The 17,393-nt window shown below is 40.4% G+C and carries 10 protein-coding genes; 3 read left to right on the top strand and 7 right to left on the bottom strand.

Annotated features, from left to right (window positions below):
• Window positions 1-28: 28 nt before the first annotated feature.
• From C6N34_RS02620 to C6N34_RS02610, 3 genes are all read right to left on the bottom strand, one after another.
• The gene (locus C6N34_RS02620) at window positions 29-1,543 is read right to left on the bottom strand and encodes an NADH-quinone oxidoreductase subunit M (protein WP_115538441.1); all 1,515 of its coding nucleotides are present in this window, start codon (window positions 1,541-1,543) and stop codon (window positions 29-31) included.
• 61 nt (window positions 1,544-1,604) lie between these two features.
• On the bottom strand, window positions 1,605-3,464 hold the full coding sequence (locus tag C6N34_RS02615) for an NAD(P)H-quinone oxidoreductase subunit F (protein WP_115538440.1): 1,860 nt from the start codon (window positions 3,462-3,464) through the stop codon (window positions 1,605-1,607).
• A gap of 195 nt (window positions 3,465-3,659) precedes the next feature.
• Entirely contained in the window at window positions 3,660-3,881 is a 222-nt protein-coding gene (locus tag C6N34_RS02610) for a hypothetical protein (RefSeq protein ID WP_057176913.1), read from the bottom strand.
• Window positions 3,882-3,966: 85 nt separating this feature from the next.
• Between C6N34_RS02610 and C6N34_RS02605 the strand changes: the two genes are divergently transcribed.
• Window positions 3,967-4,356: a 6-pyruvoyl trahydropterin synthase family protein gene (locus C6N34_RS02605; protein WP_006277380.1), complete on the top strand. Its 390-nt coding sequence runs from the start codon at window positions 3,967-3,969 to the stop codon at window positions 4,354-4,356.
• Here the strand turns inward: C6N34_RS02605 and C6N34_RS02600 are convergent.
• Window positions 4,325-5,500, bottom strand: a complete 1,176-nt coding sequence (locus C6N34_RS02600) for an AI-2E family transporter (protein ID WP_050784622.1) — start codon at window positions 5,498-5,500, stop codon at window positions 4,325-4,327. The genes C6N34_RS02605 and C6N34_RS02600 overlap by 32 nt on opposite strands.
• A 720-nt stretch (window positions 5,501-6,220) precedes the next feature.
• Between C6N34_RS02600 and C6N34_RS02595 the strand changes: the two genes are divergently transcribed.
• Both C6N34_RS02595 and C6N34_RS02590 read left to right on the top strand, forming a co-directional pair.
• On the top strand, window positions 6,221-7,621 hold the full coding sequence (locus C6N34_RS02595) for an LCP family protein (RefSeq protein ID WP_057176914.1): 1,401 nt from the start codon (window positions 6,221-6,223) through the stop codon (window positions 7,619-7,621).
• A gap of 55 nt (window positions 7,622-7,676) precedes the next feature.
• Window positions 7,677-8,840, top strand: coding sequence for an RNA-binding domain-containing protein (locus tag C6N34_RS02590; protein WP_057176915.1), 1,164 nt, complete (start codon window positions 7,677-7,679; stop codon window positions 8,838-8,840).
• A gap of 1 nt (window position 8,841) precedes the next feature.
• On the opposite strand, the gene brxL is transcribed toward C6N34_RS02590, so the two are convergent.
• Genes brxL through pglX form a run of 3 tightly spaced genes read right to left on the bottom strand, consistent with a single transcriptional unit; the run spans window position 8,842 to window position 17,203 of the window.
• A complete protein-coding gene (gene brxL, locus C6N34_RS02585; protein ID WP_115538439.1) occupies window positions 8,842-10,860 on the bottom strand; it encodes a protease Lon-related BREX system protein BrxL in 2,019 nt (672 codons plus the stop codon).
• A 39-nt stretch (window positions 10,861-10,899) separates the two neighbouring features.
• Window positions 10,900-13,518, bottom strand: coding sequence for a BREX-1 system phosphatase PglZ type A (gene pglZ / locus C6N34_RS02580; protein WP_115538438.1), 2,619 nt, complete (start codon window positions 13,516-13,518; stop codon window positions 10,900-10,902).
• Window positions 13,519-13,537: 19 nt separating this feature from the next.
• Window positions 13,538-17,203, bottom strand: coding sequence for a BREX-1 system adenine-specific DNA-methyltransferase PglX (pglX, locus tag C6N34_RS02575; protein WP_115538437.1), 3,666 nt, complete (start codon window positions 17,201-17,203; stop codon window positions 13,538-13,540).
• Between the last annotated feature and the right edge of the window lie 190 nt (window positions 17,204-17,393).

Genomic DNA, 17,393 nt, shown 5'->3' with positions numbered 1-17,393 from the left:
GGATTTAACTGGATTATTAGTGTTTAGTTTACTGCTGATGCTGATTTGTTTCTACTTGGGAAATAATGATTTTCCCCGCTGTGGGAATGGCACCTACCATGGCAGAAGTTGTAGTTTCATTCCAACGCACTAACCAAGTTGGTTGCACTCCTAAAAAGATAATTAGTCCAGCTAGTACTAGAGCAGGTATTTTTTCTGCCCATACTACTTTGGGATAATAGGCAAGATCATTATTAAGTTTACCAAAACAGGTGCGGTTGAGTAGAATCACAAAGTAAACCGCTGTTAAACCAGAGGATGCAACACATAGGAGTGTGGGTATGGGGAAGCTAGAAAAACTTCCTTGGAAAACAATAAACTCCGCAATAAACCCCGTTAAACCAGGAATACCAGCGCTGGCCATACCCCCTAGAACAAGTAATGCACTGACAATGGGTAGTCCCCGAATTGGACTCATCAAACCATTCAGTTTATCTAGTTCTCTAGTACCAACTTTCGCTTCGATAATTCCTACTAAATGGAAGAGAATGGCTAATATTAGACCATGACTAAACATTTGTGCCACCGCACCCACTAAAGCTAGTTTAGTCCCAGAAGCAGCTGCAAGCAAAATATAACCCATGTGACCGATGGAACTATAAGCTACCATCCGCTTGATATCTTTTTGAGAAATGGCTACTACTGCTCCATAAATGGCGCTAATAGCTCCCCATATTGCTAATGTGGGTGCTACCACATTCCATGCTTGGGGAAATAAGCCAAATCCAAATCTTAACAGTCCGTAGGTTCCCAATTTCGCTAGGATTCCACCCAGTAAAATAGCAATGGGAGCAGATGCTTCCACGTAAGCATCTGGTAACCAGGTGTGAAAGGGAATTAGGGGAATTTTAATGCCAAAACCTAAAATTATGCCTGCTAATAAAACTATCTGCATGGTTGTAGAAAGGTTTTGAGTCTTCACAGCATCTAGGGTAAAACTGTGGGAACCACTTAACCAGACTATTCCTAAGAAGGTGGCTAAAATTAACGCTCCTGATACTGCTGTGTAAATCAGGAATTTCATTCCAGCATAAGCTCGTTTGTTACCCCCCCATATAGAAATTAATAGGTAAAAGGGAATTAGTTCCAGTTCGTAGAACAGGAAGAACAGTAATAGGTTTTGAGCTAGGAATGCACCAGCAACTCCACCGGAAACTAATAAAACCAGGGAGTAGAAAAGTTTAGGACGTTCGGTATTTTCGCTACTGCTATAGATTGCAATCCAGGTTAACAAGCTGTTCAATATCAACATGAGGATTGATAGTCCATCAACACCTAGTTGATAAGCTAGACCCAAGGTTTCATTCCAAGGTAGATATTCTGAAAACTGCATTCCCGGATTGGTGATGTCGAATTTCAGCAGGATAAATGCGTTCCATAGCAGAACTAGAAACGCAATAGTTAACGATACTAGTCGAACCCTATTTTTAGGGATGATTGTATCGGGTAGGATACTGATAATGGCAGCACCAATGATGGGTAACCAAATTAAAACGCTCAACATAGTTTAATGATGGGTAGGATATGAGTTTAAAAAATGGGTTATAAACTGGTCATCCGGGTTTTTAAAAAACTAGATTCATAAATTGAACACTCCAAAAAGGCCAGGTTGCCCAAGCTCCTAAAACAGCAACACCAACTAAGACGGTGAAGGCATAAAATTGGGTTTGTCCACTGTTGCTGTACTTCAAACTTTCTCCTCCTAAAAGGGAGAATAAACCCACGAAATTCACTATCCCATCAACCACAAATCTATCTACAATGTCAGCTAGTTTAGAAAGCTGGGCAACTCCAAAAATGATGGTAACTTTATAGAGTTTGGGGGTGTAAAAGTCATAAGCTAACAGGTTCTGTAGGCCTTTCCAGGGTAAGGCAATTGGTTTGGGAATGTTACCCAAGTAAATGACAGCACTAATACTGACACCAAAAATGCTAGACCAAATTAACAGCAGTGCCACATCTTTTTGTAATGCGGTCCAACTGGGTAGTAAGGATAAACTTTGCAAGATTAGTGGTAAATGTAAAACCAGACCAAATAATACCATCATGGGTAAAACCATCAACCAAATGGCTTCTGGTGAACGTTCACTCATTTGTTTGGGTTTACCACCAAATATTAAACCAAATTCTCTGGTTAAACTAAAAGCTGTTAGGGCGTTTACTGCAATAATAATTCCCACTAACCAAGGGTGATTTGCCCATATCCCATCGGCCAATTTCAGAAGGGCCCAAAAACTACCCAGGGGAGGAAAAGCTATTAAACCTAAAGTTCCGACAATGAATGCTAAACCGGAAATTGGACGCCGTGACCATAAACCACCCAGTTGAGTTACATCTTGGGTAACGCTATTCCAAACTATTCCCCCCGTACTCATTACTAATAATGCTGCGGATAAAGCATGGGTGAGGACTAGTAGTAAGGCAGCTTCGTCTTGCTGAGTACCTACTGCAATAAAAACTAGTCCCATATAGGTACTAACTGAATAGGATAAACAACGTTTAATGTCAATTTGAGCGATCGCAATTAGGGAACCACCCACTGCTGTAACTGCACCAATGGCAATCATGGTGGTGGAAGCTATTGGTGATAAGCTAAATACGGGTTGGAGTTGGATTAGAACCCAAGCTCCACTGGCAACTACTACGGAGTTCCGGAGTATGGTACTGGGAATAGGTCCTTCCATAGCTTCGTCTAACCATAGGTGAAGGGGGAACTGAGCGCATTTACCCATGGGTCCAGCGATTAGAGCTAAACAAACTAAGGTGATAATGGTGGGGTCTACTTTAGCTGTCTGTGCCCAGGTGGCTAGATCTTGGTAATCCCAAGTTCCTGCTAATGTCCATAGTCCTAGAACTCCCATCAACAGGAATAGGTCACCTACCCGTTTGGTTAAGAAAGCATCTCTTGCACCAGTTACCACCAGGGGTTGACTAAACCATAAACCTACTAATAGGTAGGTTCCCAGGGTCAGGATTTCTAAAACCACGTAACTGAAGAATAGGTTATTGCACAGAACTAATGCACATAACCCGGCTTCAAAAAATCCTAACAGGGAGTAAAAGCGTCCCCATCCCCAGTCCATTTCCATATAGCCCACAGCATAAACCTGGGCAAGAAAGTTTAATCCGGTGATTACAACTAGGGCACCAACCGTAATTGAAGATAGTTCCAGATTAATGGTTAGGTTTAACCCAGCGGTAGATAGCCATGGAATGAAGACTTCTTTAGCTGGATGGTTCCAAGTGGCTGTAAAAGCAATTGCTGAATGTAAAAAGGCCAAAAATGTTGTTATTAAATTGACATAACCAGCTGGTCTTGGTCCTGTGCGTTTAATTATCCCCGGAGACCAGGGTAATGCCAAAAGACCACCTAATAAAGCATAGCCAGGAACCAACCAAACGGTTTCTAGCAAGTATTGGGACATGTATTTAACCTCTATATTTACCGACAGTATTATTCTTAGAAGACAAAAAGGCGTTGATCCCTAATGATCTCAAGCTAAAAACAATACGAGTTTATCTTTTGTTATCGTTAGATTCAGTTTACCGTTATGTTTGGCAAAAGGGAATTACCCAGGTAGATCAATATGCGATATCTTATGTAACTTATTCTTATAGCTCTATATATTGGTTTCTCCAATGATAAACATTGATTTTTGCTTGAGGTTCTGACTACCCCCATTATTGAACCTCATTTGAGTAGCTATTGGCATTGTTAATTCCCCCGTGGGAGCGGGTTTCATATCCCGATAGTCCAGAATCTGGACTACAATTAGGTAAGCTATAGCTAAAAGGATAGAAATTGCGCCTGTAAGAATTGCGATAATTTTTGATCTACTCATACATTTAATTACTAGCTCGTTGTTATAGTTAATTCTTTAGTTTCCCGTTGTAATAAACTTTGTAATAAATAAGGAAGCCAAATCAATGCCCAGATGGAAATTATCTACGGAATTTACATTTGACAGTGCCCACTACATCAAAGATTATAAAGGACCCTGTGGGAGAATGCACGGTCACACTTATAGAGTGAAAATGGAGGTCACATCATCACAACTCCATAGCTCAGAATACTGTCCCCATCCCGTTATGGTGGCTGATTTTAAAAGTTTACGCTGGGCTAAAAAGGATGTTACCCAGGGAGGTTTAGATCACTGTGTGCTAAATGAGGTTTTACCACCTGAGTACGAAACAACTGCGGAAATGATTGCTAAATATATTTATGATGAAACTAAAAGACGCTTGCCAACGGGGGTGAAACTCAAGGTAGCAGTGTCGGAAACACCTAATTCTTGGGCTGAATATGAGGATGATTAACCAAGCTGGTCATGGGTAAGTTATTTTCTACAGGTGCTAAACCTTGCTCACCTGTCTCATCCAACTGCTGATTTGTCTGGTCAATCACCATGGGAGAACGAATCACTCCAATAATGGTTTTAATTACTACCGCAAAGGGAACAGCAACTATTACCCCTAACAAACCTCCAACTCTGGCTCCAGTAAGCACTGAAATCAATACCCATACAGGATTTAGCCCAGTAAAGTTACCTAGGATACGGGGAGCGAGGATGTTTTCCAAAATCTGTTGAACTATCACAGCTGCTGCTAATACCCTCACCCCCATGGAAATATCCTGGAGGGAAACTAATAGGGTGGTGATGGCAATACCTACGGAACCACCAAAGGGAATTAATGCCATAATCCCGATGGTCAAACCAAATAACAGTCCATAGGGAACTTTTAACCACAAAAATGAGGGAATTAGGGCTGAGGCCATACATGTGGATAAAATCAGTTGGGTGATGAAAAAGTTCTGGAAGCTCAATCGGACTGTTCGAGAAAATGGTTCCCGAAATTTACTCGGTAACCATTCTACTAAGCTTTGCCAAAGTTCACCCCCATGTTGCAACAGATAAAAGGTTAAAACCATAGTTAGCAGAAAGTCTAATAGACTGGTCACAGTCACCACAGCTAAGTTTAAAACCTGAGCGGTAATTGCCTGTAGTTGACTCTTGACACGATCATTAATTTGCACCACAATGGCATCAAGATTGATTGGTAAACCCATCATCTCCGCTTTCTCATTTAAGATCATTAATTGCGATCGCCCGGAATCTATCCATTCTGGTAAGCGGTTTACTAATTGTCTAGCCTGGGTCAAAGCTAAGGGAAATAGGGTCACACCCAATGCTAGGAGAATTGATAAGGCTATCAAAAATACTAGTATGGCCACTTGTTCCCTTTTAGCACCCTGTTTTTCCATCCAGATAAGTGGATAGTTAAGCAAAAATGCCAGGACTGAAGCTCCTACCAAAATTACTATCAATGAATGGAAATAATTGAAAATTGAGGACAAAGCCCAACCATTGATCACCAATAGGGGAGCAAATAGAGCGATCGCCCCGATACGGGACAATGGTGTAAATCTTTGCCACCATTCTAGTAGCTTTCTCGTGTGCATTTTGGGTTGATTGGGGTAAAAATGAAGATGACCGGAGACAAGTTACAGATTAGGAAAAACCTATGACTTAAAAACCATTATTCAAAAATAAGTGGGGAGGCAAAATTATTTCTAGGATGGGTTGAGGAACGAAACCCATGCGGGCGTTGGGTTTCATACTTCAACCCGTCCTACGTTCATCTTATATTTAATTCCACTCACCCACTTATGGTGGTAAGTAACTATCATAGTCGATTTGCCGTATCCTTGACAATTCCAGGTGGTTCAACTGCCAACCCCTCGCTTTTACCTATTAACCCCTTGTATAGCCTAAATAAAGCTATATCTAACTAAGAAACTAAGAATTTACCTAAAGTAAGTAGGGAGGCACAATTATTTGTAGGATGGGTCGAGTAAGGAGACCCGTGGCGTTGGGTTTCATACTTCAACCCAACCTACGTCCATCTAAAGATTGGATTTATTAAGAAACTTAATAGGTTATACTCTCGTCAATATAATCAAATTGCATTGATTACTGTGGGGCCACCATCAACCTTTCCGGATTGCTCATAAATCCGGAGAATGGCATGAAAGTTCTTTTTAGTAATCAAGACGGCCTGTTTTGGGTTTGTGGTAAGTCCCCGTGTCTTTAGACCGGGGGTCATATCAAGTAGAAGTTAATATATTTAATAACATAAAGAAAAAAGGTACATTGTTTTATCCATGAGTGTGAGGAAATCTGTGAGTAGTCAAAGAACATCAGCAGCGGGTAACAAACCAGTCAGAAGTAAATCCAGAAATAAAAAACCCAGGAGGTCAAAATCCGGGCGCTGGTTATTATTTGTGATAGGAATGGGGGGAATTGCAGTGCTATCGGGGTTAGCTGGAGCCCTATTAGCTGTTTCTGATAGCACCCCCTTACAGCAAGCCAACCTCACCCCAGAGCAGGCTTCGGTTTTTGCCAGAAATCCCATTTCTGGTAATGGTTGGCAATTTTCTCAGTTAACTCGCCCTGTGAATATTTTGGTCATGGGTATGAGCGTACTACCCCCCGACATACAAAACCCACCTGACCACACCAAGAATTTGGGTTATTTACCCCAACTTAACTCTTTTGACGGTCTTTCAGATGTGATGCTCCTGCTCAAATTTGACCCCCAGACCAAAAAAATTGTCATGCTTTCTATTCCAAGGGATACCCGCGCCGAAATTGAAGGGGTTGGCACAAAGAAGATTAACTCGGCTAATGTGAACGGTGGACCTGCATTAACAGCTAAAACCGTTAGTAATCTTTTAGGTGGAGTAGCTATTGATCGTTATATCCGAATTAATGTTTTAGGAGTAGGTAAACTAATTGATGCTTTGGGTGGGATAACAGTTTATGTTCCCAAAGATATGAAATATCAGGATGACTCCCAACATTTATATATTAATTTAAAAGCAGGTAAGCAACATCTTAGTGGTGACCAAGCACTACAATTATTGCGATTTCGCCATGACGCTTTAGGTGACATTGGCAGAATTCAACGACAACAAATGGTACTGAGGGCGCTTTTTGAACAAAGTGTGAATGGTGCAACCCTGACCAGATTTCCGCAGATTTTAGAAACTATTAAGGAGCATATTGACACTAATCTATCTATTGAAGAGCTAATTGCCCTGCTGGGTTTTGGCACAGGAACAAATAGGTCTAATATAGAAATGTTAATGCTTCCTGGTGGATTCAGCGAAAACGGTAAATATGGTGCAAGTTACTGGATACCGGATCAAGAGGCCATTCAAAAACTAGCGGTGAAAAACTTTGGTTTGGGAGCATCATGGATGGATACCCAGGAAACCATTGACCCTTCCAGATTACGCATTGCTATTCAAGATAGCACGGGAGAAGGACAATCGGTTAGGGGTCTAATTAATACTTTACAACAAGCTGGATATGTGAATGTTAGTCGCGTTTCTCGTGGTGCGGGGGAACCGCTGGAAACAACCCATATTGTGGCCCAACAGGGTGATAGTAACAGTGCGGAGTCTGTTCGTCAGGTTTTGGGTTTTGGTGAGGTACGGGTAGAAAGCACTGGTGATATTGGTTCTGACATTACTATTCAAGTGGGGAGGGATTGGTTGCGAAAGTCACAGGAATTTTAGGGCGATTGCGAAGCACTCCCTACGGGAGATGATTAATACTGAGGGACTTTACTAAATGACTGACTATAGAGAAGAAATCATATCTGGAGAATCGGAAGAACTGGAATTTAAACGCTCCACCTCTCTACTAAAAGAAGCCACCCAGACTCTATGTGCTTTTGCTAATCACAAAGGCGGCGTACTGTACTTTGGTATATCCGATGACGGAACCGTGGTTGGACAGATGGTAAGTAATGACACATTAAAAAACATTGCTAATACCATTAAGCTCAACACAGATCCCAAATTGTATCCCCAAGTGGAAAAAGTGGAGATTGAAGGCAAATCTTGTATTCGGGTATGCATTGAGCAGAGCCCATTAAAACCCCATGTTGCCTATGGTAGACCCTATATCCGGATTGGCCCCACCACCCAGCAGTTGGATCAGGAGCAGTACCGAATCCTGCTTCAGCAAAGAACCAACGGTTATGGCTTTGATTTCCAGCCTTGTCCTGGTGCCACTTTAGCAGATATAGATGAAACAAGCGTGCAAAGGTTCATGGAAACAGCCAATGTTGTGCGTGACTTCAATCAGAATCTCTACCTACCAGTTGATCAGGTTATGGAAAAGCTGGATCTAGTCAAGAATGGCATAGTTAGCAATGCAGCAGTGCTTCTTTTTGGAAAAAACCCCGCCCGCTTCTTTTTGACCCATTATGAGGTCAAGGTTGCAAGTTTTCCTACAGATACGGGTTATGATGAGATGACAAATAATCATGAGTACACAGGTAATTTACTCGATACCTTTGGCAAGTCCATGGATTTCCTTTTGGGTAGCATAAGGAAATCCTATGGGAAGGGCGAACAACAAGGTGTTGAAATTCTTGAATTCCCCAGGTTGATGCTGCGGGAGGCGTTGGTCAATCTGATCGCCCACCGAGATTACCGTATGGATGTTAAATCCACCATCGAAGTCAGACCCTCGTTTATTCTTTTCTACAACCCTGCTCAACTGTTTACGCCTACTATTACTATTGACGCTCTCAAGCGGCACCATCCATCCAGACCTGGTAATAAATTAATCGCCAGAGTGTTTTATATGATGGGTTTGTTTGAGAACTGGGGTGGGGGCACACTCAAGATTATTGAAAGTGCTAGAGAAAGCACGGGTATAGACCCGGAGTTTGCCTTTGAAAATGGCATGTTTTCCTTGAAGATTTATCGAAAACCAGCCAGCTGACCTAATCTACGGACAAGGCTTTAAATACAGCATCAACAGGGTCAGTGTAAAACGAAGTTTGGAATTTGGCAAACAATTCAGGAGGAACACTGGCAATATCTACTGCGCTGCTCATGGGTAAAAGAATTCGTTTAGCACCAGCATCAAATGCTACTTGTAAACTAGTAGCTAGGTTAGTGACTGGTGTAATAGTACCACCTAGGGTCATTTCTCCCAAAATGACTAGTTGGGCTTGAAGACTGCGTTTAAGAGTGGCGGAGCATAATGAGATGAGTAGAGCTAGTCCACTTTCTTGGGGAATTCCACTACCTTGCAGGTCTATTATTTGTAACAAAAAGTCCCAGTTAGTGGGAATAATACCGCTGCTCACTCGTTGGGAGTTGGCTTTAAAATAGTTCATGGCTATGTTTAAACTATCTTTGATTTTGGATGTGTTGGCCATTCCTGTGCGGGTTAATTTACCGCTACCTATGACTGTTTGTAATTCCAGTTTGAAAGCGCCAATTACATTGTTGTCTGTGGGACTGATGAAGTGAAGGTGACCGGGATTTAAAATATCTGGACTAATTAGGGTTGCTGCTCCCTGTTCTGGAACCGAAACAAACTGCTCTTCCATTGTTTCCAAATCAATGTAGCTAAAATGCACATCATAAAATTCCATGCCACCAATTTTTTTCAGCTGCTCTTTGATTCGCCTCCTTACTTTTAGGGCATATATTAAAGCATCCCGTACATCTTCCTTACTAAATGAGCCATCGGGAAAAATTAGTTTTAGCATGCCTGAAACTGTTTTGCGCACTGCTTGCACGTCTCTTTGTTTTAGATTATTACCAAGACGAAAGTATTTATCTAAGACATCAGCAAAACTACGTTTACGCATTTCCCGCAGCCATTCAGCTAAATAATCTACTATAAAACCATATTGATTGGTAAAGTTCTCCGGACTAAATTTAGGCACTTCCCACCCTGGTATATAGGCGTGAAATCGGTCAAAAAATGCCGTGTCTATCATTGCTTGAGGAAAAGGTGCCAGCAGATGAGATGTTTTAACTAGAGATTCTACGCTATGATCAATGTTACCCACAAATACCATAGAAGCATTGGCACTAATTTCCGCTTTTCCTCGTGCGAAAGAGCCCGATGCCATATAATCTTTCATAATCTGCACACCATCGTTATCATGAAAGCTGATTCCCGCAACTTCATCAAAAGCTACTACGTCGAATAAACCCACTAGTCCAATTCGACGGGTGGACATATTGTAAAACAAATTGGCTACTGTGGTTTTACCTCCCGAAATCAAGATAGAATTGGGAGAAACCTCTTTATACACATGAGACTTACCCGTGGAGCGAGGTCCGAGTTCACAACTATTATAGTTGTTCTCGCACAAAGGTATCAATCTAGCTAGTAAGTGCCATTTTACTTCTTCTTTGAGGGTAGTTGGCTCAATTCCTGTGGATCTAATTAGAATATCAATCCATTCACTACGGGTAAAAGCTAAACGAGTACCAAATAGTTCTTCCATGTCTATTGTGGGCATTTGTACTGGTTTTAAACTACTCACAATAAAAGGACTTGGTTTTGCTCCTGCTTCATACTCTAGTTGCAAAATGCACCAAATTCCACTACCCAATAATTTAGAGTTGGTTTTGACAATCTCCGGATCTATGACTAGATTTTTTATCCCTAGATTGGTTAATGTCCCCTGGTAAATATCATTCTTTTCATTTAATGTGACGCTAACTTGATCTATAACTGTAAAACGCCCTAACTCTCTAATTTTAGACTTTACTAGTTCTGCTTCATCTGGACGTACATAATTTTGGGCAAGAATCTTTTTTACTCGCTCTACCCCTTCCTCAATAGTAGTTTCATCATCGGTAGCACAGTACATACCCAATAGATATTCCAACACATAAACAGGTACATTAGCACCTTCCTTAATACGCTTGGTTAAGTCCTTGCGTACAACTTTTCCAGGATAATGGGTGTTAAGTTTGTGATTGAGGTCGTGCATGGGGGGGAGCTGGGTGAGGTTTATGAAAAGTCGGCAAAATTAAAAGTCGCCAAAATCATTGGCAATTCCGAGACTGATTCTCCATTTTTCTTTGACCAGTTCAGTTTGGTCTTCTTGGTCTTTGATAATTAGGTAACCTTCCGTGGGTGGAACACTTGTGGTTATCATTAATCTTATCTCCATTTCTCGCTCTTTGATATGCTGACTGGTTCTATCTAGGTTGGTGGTGCACTCATCTGTAATTTGAATATTACCTTGAATGTCATACATGGCAACTGTAATCTTACGAGGACGCCATCTTCCTTGTACTGGCTCAGTTTGTAGTATTCTGACCGTAAATCGGTTATTGCTAACTCTTTTATTAGTGCCAATTGTTTCTACTTCCACTTTGCGCGGTAGTCCTTCGTCACCTTTGGCTGGTTTTTGCTGATAATAGATTACGGGGACGCAAATTTCCTGTAGGGATGCTCCTCCATGGACAAATCTTGATCCTCCTCCTTGCACTGCAAATCTTAATGTCCCTCGGGGAACCGCTGCAAATACTTCCTCTTGAACATAAGGGAGTTTAAAATTCTGTAGGGTGTTATCATTCAGTTGTTTACTTGTTAGTAGATAACGACGTGTTTTCTCTAAGATACATTGATCCGATGGCATGACCAGTTTATCTCTTGGTTCAAGCCCAGGTCTTTGATATAAGAATCCATGGTCTGCTGTAATAATAACATTTTTTCCATTCAGGGAATTACAAATTTTTTTGACTAGTCTTAACAGGTCTTCAATAGCTGTTTGACAAGCCGAAAAAACATGAGATTCACTAGATGCTTGGTCACCAATGGCATCAATTACATTGTGATATATATAAATTAGTCTGTTGGGTTGTACTATTTTTTTGGCGTTTTCCGTATTCTTTGTTAATAGCTCTTTAGCTTCTATCACTTTTGCTTGTACAGAGCTGTTTTGATTTAGTACGTTTTCCCTAGTCTTACTGCTTTTCGTACTCATGCTATCTACTAACACATCCTCACTATTTGGTATTAATTCCAACTTAGATCCGGGTAGGAGAGCTGCCATTCCCAGACGGGTAATACTGGGTAAAACACCGAGAACTGGTTCTATTTGGATTTCTCCTCGTAAGTTTTGTTGGATTATTTCTACCAGTTCTTTGGCTACCTCATAGCGAAAAGCATCAGAAATAATGACAAATACTCTTTCTTTGTTATTTCGTTGCAGAATGGGTAACACATATCTACGAAAGAATCGCTGTTGGGGGGGAATATCCGTTAGTTCCCAATTGCTATTCTTGCTGAGAACATTAGACCAGGAGGAACCGAGATTTTCTAAAAACCATTGGGTATAAAAGTTGTCTATATCTTCCATTAGTTCTTTAATAATATCCCCTAAAGATTGGGTACTGGCTAAAATGAAGTGGCGATATTCTTGGTCGAATTTGTATAGGTTTTCCGTATATTCTTGAAATAGGGGTTTGGGAGTTGACTCAAATCCTTTTGGATATTGTTGTTGTATTTCCCAAAGTGCGATCGCTGATTCTAGAGCTTGATAGACATATTTGTATTTAGAGTACCAAATCAACTCGGAACGAGGTTTTAACCATTGTTTCCAGGATTTTACTTCTAGGGGTACAGTTTCTGGAAGGGAGATTTGTGCAAAAGCAGTGCGGAGGGTTTTTACACAACTACGAATTAACACTTGGTCTATCACTTCAAAACTAGCAGATCTGTATAGAATCTCTGGTGGTTCATTTTCGATGAGGTCAAATATTTGTAATTGTTCGCTAATTTCTTCACTGAGTTTTTGCCAACCTTCGCGATGTTTATCATCGCGCATCCACTGGTCTATGAATGAGTAGGCTCGTTGTCCTGGTTTGATAATTTTATCTGCTATTTTTTCAGTTAATGGTGATTCTTTAATTAGGGTTCGTGAAGATGGGGTATTTAAGGATATACTAAAATGGGTAATGAGCAGATGGGTGAATAGCTTATTTAGGCTAGGAGTATTAGATGAGAAACCAGTGTATTCTTCTACCACATCCCAAAAAGCTTGAGCGGAAACAAATCGCACAATATCTTGCCAGATAGGGTTATCAGACTCTAATAATCCTTTTAGTAATACTTCACGAATTAAAAGATTACCATCAGGAACTTTTAAATTGACTAAAACCGAAAGCATGGCCAGTAGTAGTCCTTTTTCTTCCGTGTCGGGAGAAATAGCCATGGATTGTAAATGACCTATCCGCTTTTTACAATTAAAGAATTTTTTGAGATATTGGCGAATAGTCTCTTCTAAAGAGCGATCGCGTAGACCCAGGTCAGCATAAATTAGAGCTGCTGGGTCAGCGGAGAAGGTTAAACTGCTTTTTTCGATATCTAAGAGCCAGTTGTCTTGGGGTTCCGGTGGAGGAAAGGGGGCATAAAGTAAGAAATTTTGCTCAGGTTCTTCAATAAAGAGACGATATTTAAGAGTGAATGGGGTGTCACCCAGTTGAATTTTTTTGACATCATTTATTTCTAACTCCTCAAAAATACTGACAAATTGCCCATCTGGGTCATACCAAAATACAACTCGTCTTTGGTGGTGAGGCCAACGGGAATCTTCTTGAAATAGATTTTGCAGTAGGTTTTTGATACGTGTGATGTTCATGTGTTCATTTTCGTCTCTCTCAATTTTTCCATTGTGATGCTTTTTCTAAGTCAGCAATTTTAAGGTCAGTGCCCTCATAGACTAGTCCTTTGAATTGACAGTAGTTATATGCTACACCATCATCTAAGTCTAGTTTAATTCGAGCATCAGCTAAATGTTGCAGTTTTTCTTGATATTCTGCTAGTTCTGACTGTTGGTCTTGTAATTCTTTGAGACGCTTGGTGGCAATTTTTTTATCTGCATTGTTAGTGCTGATTTCCAGTTGTTTTTGATATTTAGTGATTTCTCCTTGGAGTTTGATTTGTAATTCTAGGACATAGTCTGTGCGCATACGGGAAAGGGTATCTTCCTGGTAGCGGTGTAAATAGATTAAGGCATTAAAGGCTCGTTTTTTCCCGCTAGTGAATAACCAGTATATGGGGCGTTTTTTATAGGTTTGGATATGGTCGGAGATAAATTCTTGTAGGAAGTAGCGTCGGATCCGTTCTCGTGGACTTTCTGAGTTTTTGATGGTGAGGGTGTCAGCAATGAATTTGAGGTTTGCACTCAGGTTATTGGGATCCCAGGCAATTTGCAGGAATTCTTCAAAACGAGTAAGGATGTCATTGGGGAAGTAGGTTTGATCTGTGATGGGGATTATGGCATCATTACTAGCTGGGAATTTTTGGTGTAGGGATGGGTCGAATTTGCTTCCAGCGTGAATGATTCCGGGTTTGTCAAGTCTATATCTACCCATGATACAGCCAATTATGTAGGAAATGAGGGAGCGCATATCTCGTTGTGGGTCTGCGCGGTGGATGGTGACTTGGTCTTCTGGGACTTCTGGTGTGAGTTCTGTTTCTAGTCCGTAGGATTTTATCCAGTATCGGTTATTTTCTTCTTCTAGCAGTTGGAGTTGTCGAAATGCGGTTTCTGTGCGGTTTTGCCAATTGGTGAAGGATGTGGATATATTGGGGGAGTTTTCTCGCAGTAAGGGGTGGGTTTGGAAGTCCCAGGAAGTTTCAAAGTTATCCCAGTCTTCTTTAGCAATGTTAATCGCTTGTTCTATGGATTGATTAAAAACACTATCTTGTAGGGAGGTAATAATAGGTAGGTTAGCAACATTTCCTACTTGAAAATTAAGGGTGGGGTTCATGATTTCCATGAAACTGGAAATCACTTTACTGCATAGGAGTCCCACTAGGTTAATGATTATTTGAGAGTGCGGGAATATGGAAGATCCTCCTACATCAAAAATAAATCCTTTGGGCGAATATCTAACTCCAAAATATGAAGAACTTACAAAAGACCAAGTTATACTTTCTTGAAAATATTTATCTGTGTTTTGGGGACGGGATCTAGCTTTTAGTCCATGTTCAGTGCCAAAATTACGAATCTCGAAACCATCATTTTCCCAATTAACAACATATTCCTGATTGCCATACCATTTTCTAAATTCCCCGCCTTTATTATAGGGAAACCATTTTTTTCCAGATTTTTTTGCCGCTTCTCTGCTATCTAATCCAAAACCTATATTATTAATGTTAACTTCTGTCCATAATCTCAGAAATCTATCATTATTACCAGTTTGCAGTCCAACACATGGGTTAGCAATATCATTCAGGGGTTTGGATTGTTGAAAAATCTCTAAAATCTTATCACTCACCCAATAGGCGATCGCACTTCCTGGAATTTTGCAGAAATCAGCCGACTTAGCATAATAAAGATACCCGCAATTAGGATTTTTGATAGCTTCTAGCAACTTGACTGGTTGGATCTCTGATCCATAAAATTGATTAAGGTCAATAAATATTCCTTGATGTTCTGGTAAACTTCTATTTAATAAGGTAAAGGTACATATTGGGACATAAGCAGAATCAAAAAAGGCATGATATTCTGGTCTTATCAAACTTGTTATTGTTGTGGTATTTAATATATTTTTACGTAATTTTTCATAGGAGCTTAGAAACATCCATGTAAAAGGTGTCATGAATCCAATGAACCCGTTTTTGAAAATCATGGTCAAAAAGCGTTCAATAAACATGGAGAAAGCATCTGACTTGGAATTGGCGTAATTTTTACTAGCAAAGGTCTTGAGGACATCATTCAAACTCCTATTCCCCATATAAGGAGGATTTGCCACCACTACCCAATACTGATTACTCAATAATTCAGCCTGATCAACTAAATGACGTAAAAAACCAACAACTTCCTGTTGAAAAAGAGGATTATCCAATGCTAAATCTGCCAATTGCTTTCTCAAAATCGTGCCATTAAAAGATGGCGGGGTAATCAAACTCCCTAAATTATCTGCATCAGAAAAAGCCTCCACTAGAGGTTGCCAATCCTTCTCAACAACCCCTTGTATGGTTGGTAACTTATACCCCCGTGTACAGCGCACAGTTTTAATATTCAAAGTAGGAGCGGTAGGAGCATTTTTAAAAACACGCTTATTTATAGCCCTTGCCTTCATTAAAACTGCAAAACTTGCTAACTGTACAGCTCTTTCATCTATATCCAATCCATACAAATTATGAGTTAAGATGAGTCCGGGAATATCCTTTTCCAAATATCCCTGCTCCTTATAAATTTCCACCAACAAATCGAAAGCATAGACCAAAATATGTCCACTCCCACAAGCTGGATCAATTACTGTTAACTCCTCCGGTGTTAAAGGAATTCCTGGACTTACCTTCTTGAAACTGGGGGGTGTTGGGTTCAATAATCCCAACAATGGAGCTGTGTCCCCTGATTGTTCTTCTTGTTCTTCCCCACCCCTGATTTTCTCACCCTCCAAATAATAGGGCATTTTTTCCCGTAAATTTGATTGGGGGTGGTTTTCTAACCATAACCTGCCTAAACTATTTTCTACCATATACTGCACAATCCAACGAGGTGTGAATAGTTGAGTTGCTGCTGGTATATCCTTAGCTTCTATCTTAGATTTGGCTCCAATTACCTGGTCTTTGCGCTCAGAAATATAAAATTGATATAGCCATCCCACTATTTCTATATCTTCCCAATCTTCCTGGGCAATTTCCTTCACCAGTCTCCCGACGATTGAATCTTGACCTAGTAGATTAACTGGCAAAAATAATGCTGGATATCCCGTATCAAATAAAGCTGGTACACTAGAAGACAAGGCCTGACACTGGGCTAATAATAATTGACGGTATAGATATTCATCCGGATTAGTCTGTTTACTTGCTAGATCCTCCCATTTTTTCAGGGTTTCTCGATTAATTCCAGCTATTTCTCCCGTATCTGCTATGGAATCCCTATCTCGCAAAATGTCCGGATCTACCAAACTGCGATCGCTACTACTTAACACCCTTCCGATATAGCCCTTAACCTCCATAAAGCGCAGTGCTACTAATCGGTTAAACCAGGTATAGGCAATTTCCTCAATCAGTATATCCAGAACACTATCAACTTGTTTAGTTAACTTTTTGTCTAAATTTTTAGATGCTTGTTGTTTTAATAAATATTCTATATGGGAATGTAGTTGTTGATATTGTTTAGCTTCCTCGCTATTGAGAGTTTGCTCCCCACTCAATAAACCTCCCGCAAAGGTCCTTTGGTCAGTAATGGTCTTTTCGGTAATGGTTTTTTCGGTAATGGTAAGTTGGGTAGCACGAGTGCTTACCTGTTCTTTTAGATGGTTCCGTGCCCAAATGGCAAAGTTTTTAATAGTGGTTCTATTCATAACAAAAGTTGAATAAGTAAGTGGGTGGAATTAAATATAAGATGAACGTAGGTTGGGTTGAAGTATGAAACCCAACACCCCCATGGGTCTCGTTACTCGACCCATCCTACAAATAATTGTGCATATCTACTTACTAGTTTTATTTTTGACTTTTCCCTGGTTGAAAACACCAGGGACTCTAGCAAACCAA

The organism is Cylindrospermopsis raciborskii Cr2010 (genome assembly GCF_003367075.2).
Lineage (GTDB): Bacteria > Cyanobacteriota > Cyanobacteriia > Cyanobacteriales > Nostocaceae > Raphidiopsis > Raphidiopsis raciborskii.
The sequence above is the reverse complement of the archived record's forward strand: the minus strand, read 5'-3'. Positions and strand labels throughout refer to the sequence as shown.

What these genes read in the sequence shown, in the direction of transcription:
- C6N34_RS02620 (WP_115538441.1), bottom strand. Translation starts at nt 1,543, where the DNA reads ATGTTGAGCGTTTTAATTTGGTTACCCATCATTGGTGCTGCCATTATC.
- C6N34_RS02615 (WP_115538440.1), bottom strand. Translation starts at nt 3,464, where the DNA reads ATGTCCCAATACTTGCTAGAAACCGTTTGGTTGGTTCCTGGCTATGCT.
- C6N34_RS02610 (WP_057176913.1), bottom strand. Translation starts at nt 3,881, where the DNA reads ATGAGTAGATCAAAAATTATCGCAATTCTTACAGGCGCAATTTCTATC.
- C6N34_RS02605 (WP_006277380.1), top strand. Translation starts at nt 3,967, where the DNA reads ATGCCCAGATGGAAATTATCTACGGAATTTACATTTGACAGTGCCCAC.
- C6N34_RS02600 (WP_050784622.1), bottom strand. Translation starts at nt 5,500, where the DNA reads ATGCACACGAGAAAGCTACTAGAATGGTGGCAAAGATTTACACCATTG.
- C6N34_RS02590 (WP_057176915.1), top strand. Translation starts at nt 7,677, where the DNA reads ATGACTGACTATAGAGAAGAAATCATATCTGGAGAATCGGAAGAACTG.
- brxL (WP_115538439.1), bottom strand. Translation starts at nt 10,860, where the DNA reads ATGCACGACCTCAATCACAAACTTAACACCCATTATCCTGGAAAAGTT.
- pglZ (WP_115538438.1), bottom strand. Translation starts at nt 13,518, where the DNA reads ATGAACATCACACGTATCAAAAACCTACTGCAAAATCTATTTCAAGAA.
- pglX (WP_115538437.1), bottom strand. Translation starts at nt 17,203, where the DNA reads ATGAATAGAACCACTATTAAAAACTTTGCCATTTGGGCACGGAACCAT.